Source organism: Actinokineospora sp. PR83, from assembly GCF_021056305.1.
Taxonomy (GTDB): Bacteria; Actinomycetota; Actinomycetes; order Mycobacteriales; family Pseudonocardiaceae; genus Actinokineospora; species Actinokineospora spheciospongiae.
Window position 1 is genome coordinate 39384 of record NZ_JAJCXD010000066.1, and the last position, 23043, is coordinate 62426.

General features: G+C 73.0%; 14 protein-coding genes and 3 pseudogenes. 8 read left to right on the forward strand and 9 right to left on the reverse strand.

All coding sequences use genetic code 11. From position 1 onward, the window contains the following. Window positions 1-46 precede the first annotated feature (46 nt). Window positions 47-2938 carry a BTAD domain-containing putative transcriptional regulator gene (locus L6E12_RS22370; RefSeq protein WP_236229884.1) on the reverse strand — a complete coding sequence of 964 codons (2892 nt, stop codon included), beginning with the start codon at window positions 2936-2938 and terminating at the stop codon, window positions 47-49. A gap of 245 nt (window positions 2939-3183) precedes the next feature. Between L6E12_RS22370 and L6E12_RS22375 the strand changes: the two genes are divergently transcribed. From L6E12_RS22375 to L6E12_RS22395, 5 genes and pseudogenes are all read left to right on the forward strand, one after another. After that, window positions 3184-3618, forward strand: a complete 435-nt coding sequence (locus L6E12_RS22375; RefSeq protein WP_236229885.1) for a peptidase inhibitor family I36 protein — start codon at window positions 3184-3186, stop codon at window positions 3616-3618. A 67-nt stretch (window positions 3619-3685) separates the two neighbouring features. Continuing rightward, window positions 3686-4603, forward strand: a complete 918-nt coding sequence (locus tag L6E12_RS22380; protein WP_236229932.1) for a hypothetical protein — start codon at window positions 3686-3688, stop codon at window positions 4601-4603. Window positions 4604-5208: 605 nt separating this feature from the next. Further along, window positions 5209-6363, forward strand: coding sequence for an alkaline phosphatase PhoX (locus L6E12_RS22385; RefSeq protein WP_236229886.1), 1155 nt, complete (start codon window positions 5209-5211; stop codon window positions 6361-6363). A 273-nt stretch (window positions 6364-6636) separates the two neighbouring features. Then, complete coding sequence (locus L6E12_RS22390) at window positions 6637-8106, forward strand: DUF4185 domain-containing protein (protein WP_236229887.1); 1470 nt, start codon at window positions 6637-6639, stop codon at window positions 8104-8106. A 33-nt stretch (window positions 8107-8139) separates the two neighbouring features. After that, a pseudogene (locus L6E12_RS22395) lies at window positions 8140-9216 on the forward strand (IS630 family transposase); the annotation flags it as partial. 45 nt (window positions 9217-9261) lie between these two features. Here the strand turns inward: L6E12_RS22395 and L6E12_RS35780 are convergent. Next, window positions 9262-9450 (reverse strand): annotated as a pseudogene (locus L6E12_RS35780) (hypothetical protein); the annotation flags it as partial. A gap of 830 nt (window positions 9451-10280) precedes the next feature. Between L6E12_RS35780 and L6E12_RS35785 the strand changes: the two are divergent. Then, window positions 10281-10751, forward strand: a pseudogene (locus tag L6E12_RS35785) (tetratricopeptide repeat protein); the annotation flags it as partial. 418 nt (window positions 10752-11169) lie between these two features. Here the strand turns inward: L6E12_RS35785 and L6E12_RS22410 are convergent. The 7 genes from L6E12_RS22410 to L6E12_RS22440 all read right to left on the reverse strand — a co-directional run bounded on the left by L6E12_RS22410 (window position 11170) and on the right by L6E12_RS22440 (window position 21303). Next, complete coding sequence (locus tag L6E12_RS22410) at window positions 11170-11334, reverse strand: hypothetical protein (protein WP_236229889.1); 165 nt, start codon at window positions 11332-11334, stop codon at window positions 11170-11172. Window positions 11335-11471: 137 nt separating this feature from the next. Beyond that, complete coding sequence (locus L6E12_RS35495) at window positions 11472-13865, reverse strand: fibronectin type III domain-containing protein (RefSeq protein ID WP_236229890.1); 2394 nt, start codon at window positions 13863-13865, stop codon at window positions 11472-11474. 7 nt (window positions 13866-13872) lie between these two features. Then, a complete protein-coding gene (locus tag L6E12_RS22420) occupies window positions 13873-15060 on the reverse strand; it encodes a hypothetical protein (protein WP_236229891.1) in 1188 nt (395 codons plus the stop codon). 242 nt (window positions 15061-15302) lie between these two features. Continuing rightward, window positions 15303-17390: a vWA domain-containing protein gene (locus L6E12_RS22425; RefSeq protein WP_236229892.1), complete on the reverse strand. Its 2088-nt coding sequence runs from the start codon at window positions 17388-17390 to the stop codon at window positions 15303-15305. Between the two features lie 321 nt (window positions 17391-17711). Next, the gene (locus L6E12_RS22430; protein ID WP_236229893.1) at window positions 17712-18980 is read right to left on the reverse strand and encodes a DJ-1/PfpI family protein; all 1269 of its coding nucleotides are present in this window, start codon (window positions 18978-18980) and stop codon (window positions 17712-17714) included. A gap of 19 nt (window positions 18981-18999) precedes the next feature. Further along, window positions 19000-19944 carry a GlxA family transcriptional regulator gene (locus L6E12_RS22435; protein ID WP_236229894.1) on the reverse strand — a complete coding sequence of 315 codons (945 nt, stop codon included), beginning with the start codon at window positions 19942-19944 and terminating at the stop codon, window positions 19000-19002. Window positions 19945-20010: 66 nt separating this feature from the next. After that, entirely contained in the window at window positions 20011-21303 is a 1293-nt protein-coding gene (locus L6E12_RS22440; protein WP_236229895.1) for a PHB depolymerase family esterase, read from the reverse strand. Between the two features lie 273 nt (window positions 21304-21576). Between L6E12_RS22440 and L6E12_RS22445 the strand changes: the two genes are divergently transcribed. Further along, a complete protein-coding gene (locus L6E12_RS22445) occupies window positions 21577-22098 on the forward strand; it encodes a YlcI/YnfO family protein (RefSeq protein WP_236229896.1) in 522 nt (173 codons plus the stop codon). A 70-nt stretch (window positions 22099-22168) separates the two neighbouring features. Then, window positions 22169-23014 carry a DUF4097 family beta strand repeat-containing protein gene (locus tag L6E12_RS22450; RefSeq protein WP_236229897.1) on the forward strand — a complete coding sequence of 282 codons (846 nt, stop codon included), beginning with the start codon at window positions 22169-22171 and terminating at the stop codon, window positions 23012-23014. Window positions 23015-23043: the final 29 nt, after the last annotated feature.

Genomic DNA, 23043 nt, shown 5'->3' on the forward strand with positions numbered 1-23043 from the left:
ACAAAATCCCGGCTTCGAGGACACGGCCTGGGCTCGTGGGCGGTCCTCACCGGGCTGCCGTTGTCGAGGACAGCGCCGCGCGGATGTGGTCGTGGACGGTCGTGGCGTCGGCGTCCAAGCCCCGGTCGGTGTAGATCGCGGCGGCTTCCCGCCAGCAGGCGACGGCCTCGTCCACCTGGCCGAGTCGGCTCAGGGAGGTCGCCAGGGTGGACAGGGGGTGGGCGAGGGTCTCGTCCTGGCTCCCGAGGGACTGGCGGCCGAGGGCGATCGCCCGCAGGCAGTGGGCGATCGCGGTGTCGTGGTCGTCCACGCCCTGCCACCCCCTGGCCAGGGTCGCGAGCGCGCACGCCTCGCCGTCGAGGTCGCCGATCCGGTGGCGCAGCCGCGCGCTGCGTTCGGCGTGGTCGATCGCCTGCCGGTGGTTGCCCAGGTCGACGTGGACCGCCGCGATGATCCCCTCCACCACCGCCTCCCAGCGGCCGGTGTCGAAGCCGCGGCTGAGCGCGTGGGCGGCCCGGAGGCGGTGCAGCGCTTCGGCGTGGCGGCCCTGGTGGCGCAGGACCTGGCCGAGCTCGTTGAGGCAGGCGATCCGGATGTGGGTGTTGCCGATGTCCCGGGCCAGGGTGTCGGCCCGGATCAGGTCGGCCTCGGCCTCGGGCCGGTGCAGGTGCCCCAGGGCCTCCCCGCGGGCGAGGAGGACGTTCGCCTCGTGGGCGCGGTCGTGGGACCGCCGCGCCGCGACCAGGGCCACGCCTGCGGTGTCGATCCGCTCCTCCCAGCCGCCCATCAGGACGAGGAAGCCGAAGGCGTCGACCAGGTGGAGGGCGTGCCGGTCCAGGTGGTGCTCGACGGCGTGGCGCAGGGCGGCGGTCAGGTTGGCCCGCTCCTCGGTGAACCAGGTCCACGCCTGCTCGCGGTCGGCGACGGGGTGCGGGTGCGCCGGTTCGGCGGTGTGGGTCACCAGGCGAGTGCTGGTCGGGTAGAGGTGCTTGTCGGCGACGTGGGCGGTGTGGCTGTACCAGGTCAGCAACGCCTCGGTGGCGCGTCCGCGGTCGTCGGCGTCGTCGTGGTCGCGGGCCAGTTCGGCGGCGTAGGCGCGCAGCAGGTCGTGGAAGCGGTAGCGGCTCCTGGCGACCGGTTCGATGAGGTGCGCGTCCGCCAGGGCGTCGAGCAGCAGGCGTGCCTCGTGCGGCGGGAGGCAGGTGAGTGCCGCCGCCGCGGGCGGTGAGAGGTCCGGGCCGGGGTGCAGGCCGAGGCGCCGGAAGAGGAACGCCTGCTGCCGGGGCAGTTGCTCGTAGGACCAGTCCAGCACCTTGCGGACCGCGGCCCGGGGGTCCCGGCCCCAGCTCAGCGCGTCGAGTCGGGAGTCCTCGTCGGCGAGTTCGGCGACGATGTCGGCAACGGAGACGTGCTGGTGCGCGGCGACGCGCCCGGCGGCGATCCGCAGCGCGAGCGGCAGCCGCGCGCACAGCCTGATCAGCTCCCGCACCGCGTCGGGCTCGTGCTCGGCCCGCGCGGGGCCGATGATGCCGACGACCAGGCTCAGGGCCTCGGGTGGGGAGAGCACGTCGAGGGTGAGCCGGTGGGCGGCGTCGGTGACGACGAGGCCGGTCAGGCTGTCGCGGCTGGTGATCAGCACCATGCAGCCCGGTGTTCCGGGCAGCAGCGGCCGGACCTGCTCGGCGCTGTTGGCGTTGTCCAGCACGACCAGGACCCGGCGCCCGGCCAGCAGCGTCCGGAACAGCCCGGAGCGGGCACCGGGCCCGGCGGGCACGGCCCCCGCGGGCACCCCCAGCGCCACCAGGAAGTCGTTGAGGGCCTCGTCGGGGTTCGCGGGCCTGCCGGGGCCGTAGCCGCGCAGGTTGGTGTGCAGCGTGCCGTCGGGGAACCGGTGCTGGGCGCGGTGGGCCCAGTGCACGGCGAGCGTCGTCTTGCCGACCCCGCCGGAGCCGTCCAGTGCGGAGATCACCACCGCGTTCCCGCTGTGGTGATCGGTGTCGGGCGGGAGCAGGGCGTCCAACGCGGCCAAGTGGTCGGCGCGACCGGTGAAGTCGCGGATCGACTGCGGGAGCTGGCGTGGCACGGGCGCCCCGGTGCCCGACCACGCCCGCGGCCTGGGCCCGGCCCGGTTGCGGGAGAACTTCTCCGCGTCGACCGGCCGCCGCCGGGCCGTCGCGGGCCCGCGGACCCCCCGGCCCGCTTCGCCGGGCCCGCGCAGGATCCGTTCGTACAACCCACGCACGTCGGCCCCGGGATCGACCCCGAGTTCCTCGGCGAGGTGAACCCTCAGCCGGTGGAACACGCCCAGTGCGTCCGCTCGCCTGCCGCAGCGGTCCAGTGCGCGCATCAACTGCGCGTGCAGCCGTTCGCGCAGCGGGTGCTCGTGCACGACCCCGGCGAGTTCGTCCACCACCGCGTGGTGCTCGCCGAGTTCCGACAGCCAGTCGGCGCACAGCTCCAGCGCGTCGAGCCGTTGTTCGTCCAAGCGCACCGCGTACCTGGCCAGCGCCGTGGTGTCGAGCCCGTCGAGCGCGGGGCCGCGCCACCACCCCAGCGCCGACCGGATCTCCCGCACCGCCCGGTCGAGGGAACCCCCTGCCGCGCACCGCCGGGCGTCGGCGATCCCCCGGTGGAAGCGCAGGGAGTCGAGCTGGTCCTCGCCCACCGAGATCCGGTAGCCGGGACCGTCGGTGTCGATGAGCCGCTGATCGGTGTCGGTCAGGCGCTCCCGTATCGCGGAGACGCAGTTGCGGACCTGCTTGGTGGCGGTCACCGGCGGCTCGTCGTCCCAGGTGGCCTCGATGAGCTTCGGGAGCGGCACCACGGAGTTCGGTGCCAGCAGCAGGGCCGCCAGCACCCGCTGGTGACGGCGGCTGGGCAGCGGCAACCGCCCCCGCCCCGTCCAGATCTCCAGTTGCCCGAGCACCCGGAAGTCCATCCCCCGGCTCCTCCCCTCACCGGCAGTGACGGTGTCGAAGCATAGCGTGAATGCCGAGGTGGGCATAGCCGTGGGGAGGACGCCGTGATGACGCCGGGAGGACGGGGGGCGGCACGGTGGAGTTCGCCTGGGCTGCGACCCGTCGCAGATTGCCCAGCGGAAACCGCCCGGCGACCGCGAGCGAACTCCGACACACTCCGGCGCCGGGTGACGAACAGGGAGAACCCATGCGCGCGAAACGAGCAATGACCACTCTCGCGGTGCTCACCGCCACGATCACCGGGGGTGTCGTCGCCGCTCCGGCGGCATCCGCGGCGACCATCAACAGGTGCCCGGCGGCCTACTTCTGCTTCTTCTTCAACAGCAACTTCGAGGGCGCCCACGCCGACTACCTCCTCTCGGACGGCAACCTCGACAACGAGCGGTTCAACAAGGTCGGCAGCACCTCCAGGGGCCTCGACGTCGTGGTGAAGAACAACGCCGCCTCGGTCGTCAACAACTGGTCCCACGCCGCGACGGTCTACTACAACAGCGGCTGCAACGGCAGCGTCGCGTCGCAGTCGATCGGCACGTACACCTCGGCCAACCTCAACTCGACCATGAAGAACGAGAACGCGAGCTTCAACTGGCCCACCAGCACCGGCGCCTTCAAGGACTGCGCCAACCGCGACCAGTTCTAGTCGGCAGGGTCGGGGTCGCGCCGTCGCGGCGCGGCCCCGACCGCGAACCGGAGGTCCAGCCGTGGTCATGTCCCACCGCCTGCCGTGCCGCGTGGCCGACTCGGTCGCGAGCGCGTTCGCCGCCGCCGTGGTGGTGTTCGCCCTCACCGGGTGCGCGGCGCCCGCCGCGACACCGGAGTTCGACGCGGCAGACCTCGAAGCGGCACTCGGGAGGGTGCCCACCGACGTGTCGTCGGTGCACGGCCTCGACCTCCCACTCGACCGGTCGCTGCTCACGCCGCTTGAGGAGATGGAAGTCATCAAGGCGCGCAACACCCTGGTGGAGCGCTGCCTGGCCGACCACGGGATCGCGTTCACCTTCCCCGCGGTCGACCCCGCGCGGGACGCGGCCAAGCCCAGACCCCACGGTCTCGTCGACGCGGGCGAGGCGGCGGCGTACGGCTACCGCGACCCGGCGGTGTTCGCCACGCACGCCCCCGGGGCAGAGCAGGCCGCCCGGCCCGCGTCGGACGTCGTCGCGGTGATCACCGGCACGCGCGGCGGCGAGGTCGGCGGGCGTAGCCTGCCGCCCGGGGGTTGCGCGGGCGAGGCGGACCGGACACTCGCGGTCGACGCGAAACCCGGCCAGGAGCCGGTGAGCTTCGCACTGAGCCGCCGCAGCCACGAGGTCACCCGGAACACCCCACCGGTGACCGCGGCCGCCGCGAGGTGGTCGCGGTGCATGTCGGCGGCGGGCTTCGCCTACGACCACCCGGACGCCGCCATCAACGACCCGGCGTTCAGCGCGGGACGACCGTCCGGGCACGAGATCGCGGTCGCCACCCAGGACGTGCGGTGCAAGGAACAGGCGAACTGGGTCAAGACGTGGGTCGCCGTCGAGCGCTCCGTGCAGGACACCCTCATCCGACGACACGGGACCGACCTGGCCCGCGAACAACAGCACAGGGACCGGCAGCTCACGGTGGCACGCCAGGTCAACGGCTGACGAGGCGGGTGCGGCCGTCGCGGGTGATCGTCCGCTCCGCCTCGCACCGGCCGGTCGGCGCGTCCAGGTGGTACCGGTCGACGAGCACGTCGCCATCGTCCCGCGTCGCCACGATCCGCGCGGGCGAGGTCGAACCGGGCCGTCCGCGGTAGTCGGTGCATGTCGCCTGCCACGCACTCGACGCCTGCCGCGGCTGCGTCGGTGCGTGCCCGGTCCAGGAAGACCGCCGAGGAGTGCAGGCCCGTCACCCGGCAGCCGCGCGCGGCCAAGCGGTTCGTCGGCCATGGGGCAGGCACTGGAGATCGTCGGCGCACCCGACAACGGGATTCGTTGCGTACGACAGCGGTGTCCTGCTCAGCGCGACTCGGCTGTCCGCCTCCCTCCCTCGCCCGTCGGCCGGACCATCAGGTCAGGTTCCGCCAACTGGGTTCTGGACCGGTTGCGGTGGGCCGGTTCCACTCTTGTTGATCACCCGTTGGTCATGAACGGTTCACCGGCTGCCTGACTCGCCGTCCAGGTCTCGCGCATAACGTTTCACGACGGCCGGCCTCTGCTTCCGCACCTCGCACTGACTCGACCCACCTCCCACCACAGAAGGGGCGCCCATGGAGCGTCGCAGCTTCCTCCGCGCGGCTGTCATCGGCACCGGCACCGTCGCCCTCGGCTTCACCATGACCCGCGAGTCGCTGGCCTTCCCGGCCAAGACCGGGCCCAGCCCCTACGGGGCGCTGCAGGCGGCGAACTCGCACGGCATCATGCTGCCGCAGGGCTTCACCAGCCGGATCATCGCCCGCTCCGGCCAGGCCGTGGCGAGCACCGGCTTCACCTGGCACGGCGCACCCGACGGCGGCGCGTGCTTCGCCGACGGCGCGGGCTGGATCTACGTCTCCAACGCCGAGCTGGGCACCGGCGCGGGCGGCGTCAGCGCCATCCGGTTCAGCTCCACCGGTGCCGTCACCTCGGCCTACCGCATCCTCAGCGGCACCACCCGCAACTGCGCGGGCGGCGCCACCCCGTGGAACACGTGGCTGTCCTGCGAGGAGACCGACCGCGGCTACGTCTACGAGTGCGACCCGTGGGGTGCCACGACCGCCTCCCGCAGGCCCGCGCTGGGCCGGTTCAAGCACGAGGCCGCCGCGGCGAACCCCGACCACAGGGTCATCTACCTGACCGAGGACGAGACCGACGGCGGCTTCTACCGCTTCACCCCGGCCGTCTGGGGCGACCTCTCCCGCGGCGGCACCCTGCAGATCGCCAAGGTCAGCTCGGGCAACGTCACCTGGGTCACCGTCCCGGACCCGTCGGCGGCGTCGACCCGCACCCGCTACCAGGTCACCGGCTCGGCGGTGTTCAACGGCGGCGAGGGCGCGTACTACCGCAACAACACCTGCTTCTTCACCACCAAGGGCGACAACCGGGTCTGGGCCTACAACGAGGCCACCAAGACCATCGCCATCGCCTACGACGACAACCTGACCACCAGCCCGCCGCTGACGGGCCCGGACAACATCACCGGCACCGCGGTCGGCGACCTCTACGTCGCCGAGGACGGCGGCAACATGGAGATCTGCATCATCACGCCGAACGACGTCATCGCCCCGTTCCTGCGGGTGACGAACCAGTCGTCGTCGGAACTGTGCGGTGTCGCGTTCAACCCGGCGGGCAACCGCCTCTACTTCTCCTCGCAGCGCGGCACCACCGGCTCGTCCAGCGGCGGCATCACCTACGAGGTCACCGGTCCTTTCCGGACCAGTCTGTGATCCCCGAGCACGCCGCGGCGCGAACTCCGCGCCGCGGCGTGCTCTCCTTCCCGCGTGTCCGCGCTCACCGCAGACGAGATCGCTGTGAGCTCGCGGATCGCGGCTGCGTTGCAACAACGCCCCACCCCAGATGAAGAACCACAGGACACGCCCTGGCCGACCTGCCGTCCGGTTTCGGGACTGACGTTCCGGCACTGGCAAAATCTGGTCATTCCGGTTTTCCGGAACAGTGGGTAGCGTCGTGGTCACAGCGGTCACTCCTGGAGGAGCGGAATGCGACGCGACGACCACACCAGCGGCGATGGCACCGATCCGACAGCACGGGCGGGCCGCGGCATCAGCCGTGCGACGTTCCTCAAGGGGGCCGCAGGCGCACTGCTCGGCGCAGGCAGCGGGCTCGGCGCCGCGACGGCCAGCGCAGCAGGCACACCGCGTGCCGGTTACCTCAAGGACCTCACGGGCGACGAGACGGCCCGGTTCGGCTTCCGAGGCACCGACCTCGGGTTCACGGCACGGACCAACCACGGCTACTGCATCTCGATCTTCGGCGACACCTTCGACCAGCCGGTGCCGGTCATCAACGCCACCGGGTGGCGTTCGCCCGTCGGGCTGCGCCAGTCGAACACCGACCTGCAGAACGGTATCCGCTGGGACAACGCCATCGGTGGCTCACGGGCCAAGGAGATGATCCTCTATCGGCACAACGATCCCCACTACGCCAGGAACACGCCGGGGCAGGTCGTCACCGAGATCCCCAACGACCTGATCCACCTGCCCGACGGCCGCTACATCATGTCCACGTTCGGTGTGCGGGACTGGGCGATCCCCGAGCAGGGCGGCATCCCGAGTGCCGGTGGCAGTTGGCGCACCTGGTACTCCCGGCTGTGGACGTCCACCGACACCAACGCGGAGAACTGGACCACCACGTGGAACCTGGAGACCAACCGGGAGAACATGGACTACTGGAACAGCGGCGACATGAGCCTGTTCCAGAACAACACCATGATCATGTGGCCGGGTGAGAACTTCGTCTACGTCTACGGGACCAACGAGGGCCGCTGGAACGGCGGTGGCATCCACCTCATGCGGGTGCCGTGGGACAAGATGTGGAACTACAGCCAGTACCGCTTCTGGGGCGTCGACGGCTCCGGTCGCTGGGACTGGCGCCAGTACGGGCCGATCACGCCGATCATCAACGCACCGAGTCGCAACGAAGCCATCGGCGAGTTGTCGGCACAGGTCATCGAGGGGCGGGTCGTGTTGTCGTTCCTCAACGGCGGCCGCGGCGCGGTCACCCAGACGGCGACGTACCCGACAGGCCTGTGGACCGCCCCGAAGACCCATGTGACCTACCTGCAGGCTCAGAACATCTACGCGCCGATCGTGCATCCGTACTCGACGTTGGCGAACTCCCACATCCTGTTGTCGCAATGGGTCGGGTTGGAGTACTACGGTGTCCGCCAGTGGACCGGCAACATGTACGGCACCGTCGCGGCGCGCGGCTCGGTCGGTGCCACGCTGGCGGTGATGAAGGACGAGCCCGCCCTTCCCGGGCACGTCGGGCCGGTGTCGCCGCAGTGGCAGGAGCTGCCGCAGGCCGAGCAGATCGCGGTACTCGGTGACAACACCGACAACCGCGTGAGCAGAGCCGACATCGCGACGGTGACCAGGTCTGCGGCGAGCGCCAACACCGGGGTGTCGGCGGCACGCCACCGAGCGGGGGCGATGGTGTCGACCCGCTAGTGTCCTGAGTCGTTAATTCGGCACCAGCGCTGGATTGTGCTGGTGCCGAACCCGAAGCTGGTGCCACTGGCGTTGTCCGAGGAAGAGCGCCGAGTCCTGGAAGGGTGGACGCGTCGCCGCACGACCGCGCAGGCGCTGGCGCTTCGAGCACGCATCGTGCTCGCGTGCGCCGAGTCCGACGAGCCGAACACCGTTGTGGCACAACGGTTGAACCTCAGTCGCCATACTGTGGGAACGTGGCGGGCGCGGTTTCTGCGCGATCGATTGGACGGACTGTCCGACGAGCCCCGGCCGGGTCGACCGCGGACGATCTCCGATGATCAGGTCGAGCAGGTCGTGGTGACCACGCTGGAGACCAAGCCCGCGAACGCGACGCACTGGTCCACCAGGTCGCTGGCCTCCCGGATCGGCATGTCGCAGTCGGCGGTGTCACGCATCTGGCGGGCGTTCGGCCTCAAACCGCACCGGGTGGACACATTCAAGATCAGCAAAGACCCGCAGTTCGTGGACAAGGTCCGCGACGTGGTCGGCCTCTACCTCGATCCGCCCGCGCAAGCGGTCGTGTTGTGCGTGGACGAGAAGTCTCAGATCCAGGCCCTGGACCGCTCGGCACCGGTGTTGCCGATGCTGCCCGGCGTGCCCGAACGGCAGAGCTTCGACTACGTCCGGCACGGCACCACCAGCCTGTTCGCCGCACTCGAGACCGCCACCGGTCAGGTCATCAGCGCGGTCAAGCGCCGCCACCGGCACCAGGAGTTCCTGGCGTTCCTGCGCACGATCGACAAGAACGTGCCCGCCGGACTGGACGTGCACGTCGTGCTCGACAACCTCGCCACCCACAAGACCCCGGCGGTAAAAGCATGGCTGCTCAAACATCCGCGCTTCCACCTGCACTGCACCCCGACCTGCTCGTCCTGGCTCAACCTGGTGGAGCGCTTCTTCGCCGAGATCACCGCGAAGCTGCTCAGGCGGGGTGTCCACCGCTCAATCACAGCCCTGGAGAAAGACATCCGCGACTGGATCAAGCAGTGGAACACCAACCCGAAACCCTACGTCTGGACCCGCACAGCCGACCAGATCCTCAAGTCCCTCGCCGCCTACTGCCAGCGAATTAACGACTCAGGACACCAGGTGTACTTGGCCACCAGGTTGGTGTCAGTCGGCTGGTGGATGGCCTCCGAGTGCGTGGTGGCGGCGTTGAGTTCGGATGCCGTGCTCGGCGCAGGCCTGTCGCGGGGACCACCGGTAGGCCCAGGCGTTGTCGGTCATCAGCCGCTCGACGCGGGTGGTGCCGTGGGCGGCGAAGTAGGCGATCGCCCGGTCGAGGAACCCGGTCTCGGTGGCGAGCGAGTCCGGGCCGCGGCGCTCGACCCGGTGCCGAGCGGCACCTGGATGCCGCACTGGCGGGGCGTGCCGTTCGCCGGGATCGTGGGGGAGCGGCGGGTCGCCGCCGAACCCGGTGACCCCGCGGCCGTGCTGCGCGCCTGCGGGCACCTGCCGCTGGCCATCCGGATCGCCGGCGCCCGGCTCGCCAGTCGCGGCACCTGGCCGCTGGCCGTGTTCGTGCAGCGCCTGGTCGACTCGTCGCGGCGGATCAGCGAGCTGCGCGTCGGGGAGCTGGGGGTGCACGCCTGCTTCGACCTGAGCCTGCGGCTGCTGCCCCCGGCGGCGGCCAGGGGGTTCGCCCTGCTGGGCCTGCTGGGGCCGGAACCACAACCCGGCTGGGTGCTCGGCGTGCTGCTGGGCGAACCGGCGTCGGAGGAGGTCCTCGACCAGCTCGTCGACGCCGACCTGGTGCGCGCCGTCGACACCGACGCCCTCGGCAGGCCCCGCTACCGCCTGCACGACCTGCTGCGCGCCTACGCCGCCGAGGCCGTTGCCGCGCTGCCGGAGGCCGACCGCCGCGCCGCGGTGTCCCGGCTCGTCGCCACCTGGCTGCGCCTCGCCGACCGGGCCACCGACCTGATGTACACCAGCCTGTTCGGGTGCGCGGCCAGACGGCCTCGATCCTGCCCGCCGAGCAGGTGCGCCACCTGGTGCGCGACCCGCCGGCCTGGTTCGACATCGAGAACTCGACGCTCCTGGGCGCCATCGCCATGGCGGCCGACCGGGGTCTGGCCGAACCCGCCTGGCGGTTGGCCGCGGCCATGGTCCCCTACCACGACCACCGGGCCATGCTCACCGCCTGGCACCGCAGCCACGAGCCGGCCCTGCCCGCGACCAGGGCCGCCGGGGACCGCCGCGGCGAGGCGCCGCTGCTGCGCGGCCTCGGCCAGATCCACGTCTACCGCGACGAGTTCGCCACCGCCGACGCGGAGTTCCGCCGCGCCGCGCACCTCGCCGCCGAGGTCGGCGACCGGCTGTGCCTGGCCCTGGCCGTCGCGGGCCTGGGCACCATCGCCCGCCACGAGGACCGCCCCGACGACGCCGCCGAGCACGCCGAGGCCGCGCTGCGCATCGCCGTGGCGGGCGGCCACGGCGCCCTGGAGGCGCAGTTGCAGGCCTCGCTCGGGGTCGTCCGGCTGGCCCAGGGGCGGGCGGCGGAGGCGGAGGACTCCTTCCGCCAGGCCCTCCGCGTCGTCCACGACACAGGCGACCGCCACCGCGGGGCCACCGTCCGCCGCCACCTCAACACCCTGCAGCGGGCGCACGGGCGCCCGCTGCGCGCCCTGGCAGCCCTGCGCGACGCCCTGGCCATCTTCACCTCGCTCGACGACCGCAACTGCGCCGCCCACACCCTGATGGCCCTCGGCCGGTCCTACCTCGACCTCGGCGACCGCGCCCCCGCGGTCGAGGCCCTGCGCACCGCCGTGGAGCTGTTCCGCGGCGTCGTCGGCGAGCCCGTCGCCCAGGCCACCTGCCTGTGCCTGCTCGGCGAACGGGCCCTGGCCGACGGCAACACCGCCGCCGCCCGCACCCACCTCACCGCCGCGGCGACCCTGTGGGACGCCCTCCCCGGCCGCACGGAGGACGCCGTCGCCACCCGCGCCCTGCTCGCGGGCGTCGAGTGGCGACGGCCTTCCCCCTGCCGATCCACGGGCGACCCCCCGGCGCCCGCCTGGATCAGCCGCAGTTGCCCCAGGTCTGGCGGCCACCACCGGCCACGACCGTGCCCGCCGGGTTCCACACCCGCCCGTAGTGCTGGACGCACCGGTTGGCGGCGTAGTGCGAGACCGACTCCCAGTGCCCGGCGTCGGGGTCGGCCTTGTAGTAGGTGCTTGTCAGCACGAGTTCCCTCCCCTGTCGTTCGGGTCGAACGACTCGACGATGACCCCGGGCGCTGCAAGACCGCGGAAGGGCTTTCGGCACGGGTCCACCGGAGCGGCTCGCCCCGGGGCGCGGACACCCCGGGGCGAGCCCGGTCGTCAGCTCCCGGGGGTGAGCGTGAGCGACAGGGTGTTGCCCGGACCCGACACGGTGTTCGTCAGCCACGGCGTCAGCGCGCCGCACCCGCTGAACCCGGCCAGCGGGTAGGCACCGGTCACCACCCCGCCCCGGGCCGGGGTGATCCCGGTTCCCGACAGGTCGATGTGCGCCGGGGTGGCCGTCCCACAGGTGCCCGTCTGCGGCACGGGCAGCCCGAACAGCCGGATCGACCGCAGCCGGAAGTCCGCATCCACCCCCGCGGTGAGCGTGCCGCCGGACAGGGTGCCGGTGACCTGACCGGTCGGGGCGAACTGCGCGGTGGCGGTGATCGGGATGCCCGCGTAGCCCAGCCGCACCGTGGTCGGTGCGAAGGTGACGTCGCCGGTGACCTCGCCGGAGGGCAGCAGTTCACCGGTGGCGGTGCCGGACAGGGCGATGGTCGTCCTGGCCTCCTCCAACCGCGAGCTGCCCGCCGTGGTGAACGCGAAGCGCGTCGGGGGGCTGGGCGGGGTGCGGACCACCAGTGCCGCGCTGGGGGCCGACACCGCGCCGGTCGCGTCCACGGCCCGCACGGTGAAGCTGTACCCGGTGGCGGGGGACAGGCCGCTGACGACCGCCTCGGTGGCGGTGGTCTCCGCGACCCCGGTGCCGTCGCGGTGGACCTCGTAGCCGGTGATCGGGGCCGGGCCGGTGGCGGCCGACCACGTCAGCCGCACCGAGTCCGAGGTGGTGCCCTGAGCGGTCAACCCCGTGGGAGCGGTCAGGACCGGGGTGAACCGGACCGAGGCGAACCGGGTGTCCTGGCCGGGGCGGGTGGTGCACCTGAAGTCGAAGACCTCGCTCATCGAGCCGTCGGCCTTGACCGCGGTGAGGGTCGCCCCGACGTCGCCCACCGACCAGCTCAGCACGCCGGGCACCGCCGAGGTCGCCGGGTCCAGCACCGCGGTGCCGGGCACGTCGAGCAGGTCGGTGCCCTGCGGGACGGCCACGTCGACCGGCTGCACGTACGTCCGCGCCCCCGCCGGGGCACCCTCGAAGGAACGGGTGATCGGCAGCCGCAACTCGCCGCGCAGGCGGGCAGCGCCGATCAGGTGCAGGCCCTGGACGGTCGCCTCCGTCAGCCGGAAGCTCGTGGTCGCCGTGCTCGCGGGCGTGCTCGAACCCACCGGCAGCTCGGCGGGCAGGTCCACGCGGGCGCGCACCTCCTGGGGCTGGGAACCGATCAGCGGGAACACGCAGTCCTGCACGATCCCCGGGACCTCCGCGTCGGCGAACCGCACCGAGGCCAGGTGCGCGTCCTGCCCGGAGCGCAGGGTGCAGGTGGAGGTGAACGTGCCCAGCCCGGTCTCCTGCTCCCGGCCGTTCAGCGGCGTCAGCTCCATCGTCAGGTCGCCGGTGTACCAGTCCAGGACGCCCGCGGTGGTGCCGGTCTCCGGCGCCAGTCGGACCCGGCCGCCGAGGGTGAGGGCGCTGCCCTCCGCGGGGACCGGGGTGTCGGGCAGGGCGAACCGGTACTCGGTGCGGCTGCGGACCACCCCGTCGGCGACGACGGTCACCGGCAGGCGCAGGGTGCCGCGCACCCGGGTGGCCTCCACCAGCGCCAGGCCGGTGGTGAACAGCGGCGGGAAGGTGATCGCCAGGTCCAGGTCCGCAGCCGGGGTGCTCGCACCGGTCGGGAGCTGCGCGGGGAGCGAGGTCGTCGCCCGCACGCCGCTGGTCTGGTTGCCGATCAGCGGCATCGGGCACTCCTGGGCGGTCACCGCCCCGGCGGGCTGGGTGGCGCCGCCGAAGGAGACCCTGGCCGCCCCGGTCCGGGCGCGCTCGGGCACCGTGCAGCCGGTGTTGAACGAGCCGAGCCCGGTCGGCGTGCCGTCGGCCCGCTTCGGGGTGAGGAACGCCCGCAGGCCGCCGACCCGCCAGGTGAGGACCGTGGGAGCAGCCTCGGTCACCGGGGGGATCGGGACCCCGTCGACGACCTGGATGGGACCGGGGGGACCCGACACGGGCACCCTGGTCAGCGGGATCTCGTGCTCGGTGGAGATGACCCGCCCGTCGGAGTAGGTGCCGGTGAGCGGGACGGTGATGGTGCCGTCCAGCGTCTCCGCGCCGACCAGGGACAACCCCTGGCGGACCTCGGCGGGGAAGGTGACGGTGAACTGGGCCCGCGTCGCGGGGGTGGGCTGGCCCACCGGCGCGGTCGACGGCAGGTCCACCAGACCCTCCACCTGCACCGCCTGGGTGACCAGCAGCGGGAACGGGCAGGACTGGGGCGCGAAGATCACCTGCGGACCGGTGGCCACACCGGCAGGCGCGGCGGCGGCCTGTCCCGGTGCGCCGAGCACGCCCGCGATCACGGTGACCGCGGTGAGCAGGGTTCTGGTTCTGGTTCTCACTGTGCTCTCAGCTCCAGAGGAAGGGCAGGGTGGTGCCGTCCGGGGCCGAGACCTCGCCGACGACCCGGGGCAGGTACGGGTGCAGCGTGAAAGGGGTGACCCGGCCCATCGGACTGGTGATCTCCTCCACCGCGGCACCGTCGACGAACAGCGCCGTGCAGAGGGACCCGGTGGGCGAGTCGATGCAGCTCTGCGTGCTGACCTGACCGCGCTCGTTGATCGAGGCGTTGAAGGACAGGTCCGCCGCGGGGGTCAGGTCGATCGGCTCGCCGTGGTGCCAGCGCACGCTGTGGCCGTTGCTCCCGGCATCGGGGGAGTAGCCGACGGCGTCACCCGCGGAGTTGAGCCACGGGCCACCCGGTGCGGTGGGGGAGGCGAAGGAGAGGTCGAAGCCGGTGAAGTAGGAGCTCCCGGTGAGCCCGGGGAGCGGGGTCAGCACACCGTCGTGCCAGAGGTGGGCCAGCGGGACCTGGAGCATCCCAGCGAGGATGGCTTCCACGGCGACATCGCCCGCCCGGTTTACGTCCACCGGGATCAGCGTCGCGTACTCCCCGTGCGGGATCTCGCGCACCGGGTCCGCACCGCGCCAGATCCGGGTGTGCTCGGTGGTGCCGTCGCTGAACGTGGCGACCACGTGCCCGCCCTCGCCCAGCACGGCGCGGGAGAAGCCGGTCGGCGCCCGGTCCTCCACCACGGTGTGCGCGGTGCCCGCCCGCCACAGCGCGGTCCTGACGACCCGCCTACCCCCGTCGTCGTGGGTGCTGCGGACGAGGACCTGCCCGAGGTTGTTGGTGCCCACCGCCTCGCTGGACTCGGCCCCGTCCGGGTTGAGGTCGATCCGCCTGCCCGCGAACCACAGGACGGCGTGTTCCGGCCCGTCCCCGTCGCGGTGCGACCCGACCGCCATGCCCAGGTCGTTGACGTCGTGCAACTCGCTGGTGCCGCCCGCGGGCTCCAGCGGCACGACCCGGCCACCGACCCACGACACCGCGCGCACACCCGCGGTGCCGCCGGAGGCGAACCCGTAGACCACCCCCGCGGCGGTGATGTCGGTGGCCGTGCCCCTCGTGGCGCCCGCGGGCAGGGGCAGCAGCCGCAACTGCCGCCCCTGCGCGGACGCCGGTGGCGCGGCCAGCCCCAACGCCACCACCGCGCCGAGGACCACGCTCGCGACGCGCACTGTCTTCCGCACCATTCCCGCCCTCCATCCGGCGCGACACGTCGACGCGCTCGGAGCATTGTGGCAGGGTTTGGATAATAACAATATCGGGAGAATGGTGTAATCTGACACGCGGTCTCGATCGGGTTGAGTGGGCCTCGCCCCGACCGGTGCTCAGGGGCGGTGCATGTCCACCCAGAGCCGCAGCCACGGCGCCACCGCTGGTGGCCGGGGCAATGCGGTGGCCCCGGGACGCGTGCCCGGGGCCACCGCGGGGATCAGAAGCCCATCCGGCAACCGGACACGATGATCTCCTGCCCGAGCAGGGTCACCACGCGCACCGCGTACTGCGCGCGTTGCCCGTTCGGCCCGATCACCGTCTGGTTCACGTGGACGGTCGCCACGCCCGGGATGCCGATGCTGGCGGGCCCCGTGCCGATCGGCGTGCCGTTCAGCGTGCCCACCCGCGACGAGCTGGACAGGCCCGCCTCGGTGGCCACGCAACTGGTCTCGACGTCGGACAGGGTGATCGCGCCGCCCAGCAGGCTCGCGCTGGACACCTCGGCCCCGGCGTCGGTGCGGCCGGTCTGGACGTCGAGGAAGCAGTCCGCGTGCAGCGCCTGCACGGAGGCCAGGCCGATCACGTTCAGCGACGCGGTCGTCTTGTCCGAGGACGGCGGGCAGGTGGCGTGCGGGGTCTTGGCGATGGTGAGCAGGCCGGAGGCGCTGATCGACCACGCCTCGGCCCGCACGTGGGACACGACCTTGACCACTGCGGTGGCGGACCCGCCGTCGTCGTCGGTGATCGTCACCAGGACGTTGTGCGCGCCGACGCCGGTGTAGGTGTGCGAGGCGGTGCACGTGCCCGAACCCGCGCCCTGCGCCACGGTCCCGGTCACGACCGGGGTGCCGTCGGCGAAGTCGACGGTGCAGGTGTGGGTGTCGTGCGCGGCGATGTCGGTGAACGGCGCGGTGACGCCGATCGGCGTGCCGCGCAGCACCAGCGTGCCGTCGGTGGGCGCGGAGATGCTCACCTGCGGCGCCACGTTGGTCAGCGTCAGCGTGGTCGTGGCGACCACGTCGGGGTGCAGGCCGTCGTTCGCGGCGAGCCGCAGGGTCCAGACCCCGTCGTCGTCGCAGGTGACGGTGGTGTTCAGCGACGTGGGCGCGGAGAAGGCGCACGTCGCGCCCGCGTCCACACCGGACAGCGGCACCGCGCTCCACTGCGTCGCCAGGCTCGGCCCGTCGGGGTCGACGACCGTGCCCGCCAGGGCGACCGGTGTGCCCTCCTGGCCCGCGTACGGGCCTCCGGGGACCACCTCCGGCGGGTCGTTGACGATCACGGTGGTGCAGTCGGTGACGGTGCCCGCGCCGCCGCCGTCCGTGCCGCGCGCGGTCACGCAGAGCTGGTGCGTGCCGGAGGTCAGCGGAGCGGTGTCGACTGTGTAGCCCACCGACGCCGGGCCGGTCTGCGGCAGACCGGGCGTGACGTCGGTGATCGCCGTGGGCGCCCCGTTGTCCACGCTCAGGGTCAGGTTCGTCAGCGTCGAGTCGATGATGCCGGGCACCACGCTCGGCAGGTTGGCCGGGTCGGGCACGGCGGTGCAGGTGCCGCCGGTGAGGTCGGCGATGGCCTGGAGGCTGGCGTTGTACACGCCGCCGTTGCACGCCGAGCCGGGGCCCACGGCGAAGGTGTAGTAGTCGACGTTGGCGGGCACCGCGCCCGCGACCCCGGTCACGTCACCGGAGGCGAACCCGTCGGACAGGAACAGCACGACCTTGCGGCCCTGCGGCTGGGCGCCGGTGACCGTCGTCGCCGCCTGCACGGCGGGGACGAAGCTGGTGCCGCTGGGGAACGACCTCGGGGTGAACTGCTGCACCCCGCCGATCACCGCGGAGTCCACCGCCTCCTCGACGTCGCGGGTGCCGTTGCCGTTCTCGTCGGACTCGGGGGCGGTCAGCAGTTGGTCACCGCCGACCGGGCGCACGTCCACGGTCGCGGCGTCGGAGCCGAACACGACCGCCCCGACGCTGCCCACCACGGTGTTGGGCGCGGCGGCGATGGCGTTGAGGTTGGCCACGGCGGTCTTCTCGCAGGTGAGGATCGTGCCCGCCGCGCACCCGGCCGCGGTGCTGCCGGAGACGTCCACGACATAGGTGAGCGCGGTGTCCTTGACCGCCGCCCCCGTGCCGATCGCCGCCGTGCCGGTGACGGTCACCGGCCCCTGCGGCACCACCGTGCCCGCGGCCGGGCTCGCGACGTCCACCGAGATGCTCGTGCCGCCGGGCAGGTTGCCGTCGACGGCCACCGCCTGCACCCCACTGGCGACCACGGCGGCGACGGCCACCGCGGCCGCTCCGATCATGCGCTTGGATCTCACATTCCCACGCCCCTTCGCTGATGTGCTCTCGCGCAAGGGAAATCGGCGTGTTGTGACCCGGGTTACTGGGCTATTCCGGTGAGTGGCCCTCTGTCGCGGGCCGTGCCCGGACGGCCCTGCCCCGCTGCTCCTTGCGGGGAAGTGGGAGCCGGGCGAACCGACGCGCAGTGGGTGCGCGGCCTGTCAATCCGCCACTCGATCACACCATCTACAGAGGACTCTACTCTGCGCGGCGTCACCCTCTCCGGGGTCGGGCCTGCGCCGTACCCCCGGAGTCGGTCCACCGGATGTTCACCCCGGCGGCGATCAGCGTCCCCTGCCCGACGCTCTCCGCTTGTCCCGGCGGGCGATCAGCCCGCCCGCGGTGCCCGCCACGAGCACGGCCACGACCAGCAGGGTGGTGGGGCGCCACGGCCACGGGCCGCCCGCCAGCGCCAGGTGCGCGGTCGGGTACTCGATGAACTTGCCCGCGGCGGTCGCGCTCGCCCGGTCCGCGGTGACCGCCAGATCGGCCAGCGCGGCGTCAAACCCGCGCACCCGGCTCACCGGAACGTCGTGCTCGTCGGCCCACCGGGTCAGTGCCGGGTCGTCGGCGGTGAGCACCAAGCGGTCGAGGTCGGCGGGCGCGGTGGCCAGCAGGCGCAGGCCGTGCCGAGTCCGCGTCTCACCCGCCGCGGCCACCGGGACGGTGCGCTGGGCGAACGACGAGCCGGAGTACACCTCCAGCGCGGCGGCCAGGTCCAGCTCGTCCACCCCCGGGCCGACCCCGACCCCCGTGACCGCCCGCCCCCACGGGAAGGCGGCGTTGAGCACGTACGGCAGGTCGGCGGGGGAGTGGCCGTGCGCCGGGATGTCCAGCCCCGCCGTGCGGGACCAGCCCGGGTACGCCGCGCGCGCACCCGCCCGCTCGGCCTCCTCCGGCCCGGCCAACCGCTCGACCACGCGCAGCGCCCCGACGACCCCCGAGCTGACGCCCGCCGTGGTGATGACACCACCGTCCTCGACGTACCGCTTGCCCGCGACCCAGTCCACGTCCGGGTGGTCATCGCGCATACCGTCCACAGCGGACCAGAACGTGGTGGCGGAGCGCCCGTCGAGCACCCCCGCCTCGGCCAGCACCCCGGCCCCGCTGCACACCCCCAGGACGAGTGCGCCCCGGTCCGCCTGCCGCGCCACCCACTCCCGCAGCGCCGCCTCACCCGGCCCCGCCCGGTCGACGACCGCGGGCACGACCACCACGTCCGGCGCGTCGACCTCGGCGAAGGTGCTGTCCGGCACGACGTGCAGCCCGCCGGAGAGGGTGACCGGTGACAGCTTCTCGGCCACCACCCGCACCCCGAACCGGGGTGACCCGGCGAACACCGAGTACGGGGCGAGCACGTCGGCGGCCACCGAACCGGTCGCGCCGACCGCCACGGCCACCACCAGCCGGTCCGGTGGCACGGGTGCGGCGGCGGGCCAGTGGCCCGGTGGCGGCTCGGGGAAGCCCTCCGCCATCGACGCGGTCACGCCGAGGGCGGCGGCACCGGCGAACAGGGTCGCGGCGACGACGGCGCCGAGCACGCGGAAGCGCATGGGGTCCTCTCAGGGGGTGTCAGGCGCGCAGCGACGACGGCGGGGCGCCGTGGCGCTCGCGGTAGAGCCTGCGGAGCTGGCGGGCGTCGCGGAAGCCGGTGCGGGCGGCGACCGCGGACACGGTCAGGTCGGTCGCGGTCAGCAGGTCCTCGGCCATGGCCAGGCGCAGCCGCTGGTGGAACTCCAGCGGGGTGATGCCGGTGGCGGCGGTGAAGGCCCGGCTCAGGCCGCGCGGGGACAGGTGCACCCTGGCGGCCAGGTCGGCCAGCCGGTGCGGCCGGTCCAGGTGCTCGGCGATGTGGTCCTGCACGGCGTGCACCGCCTCGTCGACGTGCGCCCGGTGGCTCAGGAACGGGCTCAACTGCGCCCCGCCGCCGGGCCTGCGCAGGTACACGACCAGCGCGCGGGCGACGGCCGCGGTCGTGGCCGGGCCGTGGTCGCGGTGCACCAGCGACAGCGCCAGGTCTATGCCCGAGGCGACGCCCGCGCTGGTGCTGACCGGGCCGTCGTGGGTGAACAGCACACCGTCTTGGACCTTCGCCCGGGGGTAGCGCGAACGCATGGGTTCCAGCAGTTCCCAGTGCGTCGTGCAGCGGCGGCCGTTCAGCAGACCGGCCTCGCCGAGCGCGGCGGCCCCGCTGCACACGGCGGCGAACTCCGCCCCCACCGCCGCCGACCGGCGCAGCCAGGTCACCAGTTCCGGGTCGACCCGCACCCCGGTCCGCTCCAACCGGGGGCCGGGGACCAGCACGAGGTCACCCGCGGACGCATCCGGCAACGGCCGCAGGTCCGCCAGCCGCAGCCCCTGCGCGCTGTCGACCCGGTCCGCCACCGCGGCGTACTCCAGCCGGTAGGCCGCGCCGCAGTGGTTCGCCGCGTCGAAGACCTGCACCGGCCCGGCCAGGTCCAACAGGTTGACCGCGGGCTGCACCACCACCACGACCCGCCGCGTTCCGCTGTCCACACCGCGACGGTATGCCGCCGGGCGCGGACAGCGGTGGTCCGCGTGCGGACGGATCAGGTCACGGGGTCAGGCGAGCGGCAGGGTGTACCGGGAGACGAAGTCCCAGATGGTCTCGTTGGCGTCGAGGTCGCGGCCCGCCACCCCGAGCCACGGCACGGGGTACGGGTCGCCGCCGGGCCAGGCGTGCCCGACCCCGACGGCCTGGAACAGGACGACCGGGGCGCCCGCGGCGCAGCCGGTGTAGTCGTGCCGGATGGCGGTGGTGCCGTCGTCGGGGTCGGTGTCGGGCAGGGGGGTGGCGACCGGCTCGGGTGCGCACCCGTTGTGCGCCGCCCAGAAAGCGGCGGCGGGGACGGTGGTGTCGTAGAGAACCAGCGGGTCGGCGTCGCCGTGGATCATCGCGATCGGGATCTGCCGCGACGGCGCGCACGCCTGCGGGTCGTTGAGCTGGCCTGCGACCGGGGCGAAGGCGGCGAAGACGTCGGCGAGCACGCAGGCGGTCAGGCTGGTGAAGAACCCGCCGTTGCTCATCCCCGACGCGTAGGTCCGCCGCGGGTCGCCGCCGAAGCGCTCGTGGACGCGGGCCAGGAGGGCGCGCACGAACCCCGGGTCGTCGACGTCGGGGGCGGGCAGGCCGCCCTTGACACCCTGCCACCCGGGGCCGTAGTGCTCGGGGATGACGAGCAGGTAGCCCCGCTTGTCGGAGTGCGGGGTCAGCTTGTCGTACTGCTCGGCGATCGCCGGGGTCTCCAGCAGGCCGGGGAAGTGGGCCAGGACGGGCAGCCCCCGCACCCCACCCCGCCCGGCGGGCACGTGCACGACGGCCTTGCGGTCCTGCCCGGCGTGGCGCAGGTTGACCGCGTGGTTGCCCGGGTCCAGGACGCGGTCGACGACGGTGATGGTGGCGAGAACCAGGTTCTGGCTCCCGGCCCTGGTGATCTCCACCAGCCCCGACCACCGCACCGTGTCGTCGGCGACCCGGCTGACGCCCCCGGACACCTGCGCCGAGACCCGCACGCCCGCGGCCGGGTCGTCCAGGGTGACCGTGCCCGCCAGCCCGATCGCGCCGCGGCGCAGGTCGAACGCGGCCGTGGCACCACCGGCGAGCCCCGCCCGCCCGCTGACCTCCTCGGTGCCGTAGTCGGCGATGTCGTCCAGCACGGCGACACCGCCGTCGACGACGGGTGCGGCGATCCGGTAGGCGGGCACCGACGGCAGGCCCCCGGTCGACACCTCGACGTGGTCGGCCACGGGTTCGGGGGCGGCTTCGGCGGCACCGCTGCCCGACCCGGTGAGGGCGCTGACCGCGACCCCCGCCACGGCCATGCAGGCGAGCGGGCGCCACAACGGCCGAACCACCACGGGGACCTCCAGTTGATGCCGGGGTTGTCCATGCTGGCACCGCGCCGACCCGTGGCTCTAGTACCGCACCGAACAACTTCGGCGGGAGGTTGTGGCGGGCGTGACGAACGCGCAGCCCACATCCCGCGCATCGCCGGAGCGCCCCAGGTCATCGGACGGCACCGCTGTGACCAGTGCTTTTCAGTTTCAAAGTGCCATCTGGTGCCGCCTTGGCGTCAGCCTGAGCCATGATGGCTTGCTGTGGTGCCATGCATGTGCCATGCTGGTGCCATGGACTTGACCTCCTATGTGAGCAACCTCGGGCGCGAGTTCGCCACGCTCGCCGAAGCCAGCGGCGACGAGGCGCGGCGGCTGGTCGAGCGCCTGACCGGGTCGCTCGAATCGGCGATCCGGATGACGCTGCTGGAGGCGCTGTCCGCCGCGGCCGACGAGATCACCAGCGACCTGGCCCCCGGCTCGGTCGAACTGCGCCTGCGCGGACGCGATCCGAACTTCGTGGTGACCGCACCACCCGCCGAACCGGTCGAGGCCCCGGTCGAGGAGGACCCGGTGGTGGCCGACGGCGGCCCGCTGATCGCCGAGGACGGCCCCAGCTCGCGGATCAACGTGCGCCTCCCCGAGCAGCTCAAGGCCGCGGTCGAGGAGGCCGCCGCCAAGGAGGGGCGCTCGGTCAACGCCTGGCTGGTCCGCGCTGCCTCGACCGCCCTGCAGCGCGCCGACCGCGACCAGCGGCCCGAGCAGCGCACCGGCGCCAAGCGCACCCAGCAGCGCCTCACCGGCTGGGTCCGCTAGCCCCACCGCCCCACCACACGCGTCCCTGACCTGCGGGGATGCGGAACCAACCCATGACGAGGGGACAGCCATGCCCATTTTCGACACGCCCGAACCGATCTCCGTCACCGTCGAACTCGGTGTCGGCAACCTGCGGATCACCGCGAGCGACCGCCCCGACACCTCCGTCGACATCCGCCCGAGCGACGAGTCGAACGACTCGGACGTGCAGGCAGCCGAGCGGGTCCGCGTCGACTACGCGGGCGGCGTGCTCCAGGTCGTGGGGCCGAAGTCGCGCGCTTTCGACTTCTCCCGCAAGACCAGGTCGGTGGAGGTGTCCATCGACCTGCCCAGCGGCTCGCAGGTGACCGGCGAGGTGCAGATGGGGGACCTCACCGGCACGGGCAGGCTCGGCGAGTGCCGGTTCAAGACCGCCGCCGGGAACGTCCGGCTGGAGCGGACCGGCCCGCTGCGCGTGGACACCGCTGCCGGGCACGTGACCGCGGACGGCGTCGCGGGCAACGCCGAGATCCACACCGGCTCCGGGAAGGTCCGCATCGGCGACACCGACGGCTCCGTGGTGGTCAAGAACTCCAACGGCGACACCGCGCTCGCCGGGGTCACCGGCGACGTGCGGGTGCGCTCGGCCAACGGGGACATCTCCGTCGACCGGGCGGGCGCCGGGGTCGAGGCGAAGACGTCCAACGGCAGCATCCGCGTCGGCGAGGTGGCCCGCGGCTCGGTCGACCTCGGCACCGCGATGGGCGACCTGGACATCGGCATCGCCGAGGGCACCGCCGCCTGGCTGGAGGTCAACACCGGCTTCGGGCAGGTGCGCAACCTGCTGGAGAACGCGACCAGCCCGGAGGAGTCCGACGAGACCGTCGAGGTGCGCGCGCAGACCTCGTTCGGCGCCATCACCATCCGCCGCTCCTGACCCGCTCCTCCCACCCGGAAAGGGAAATC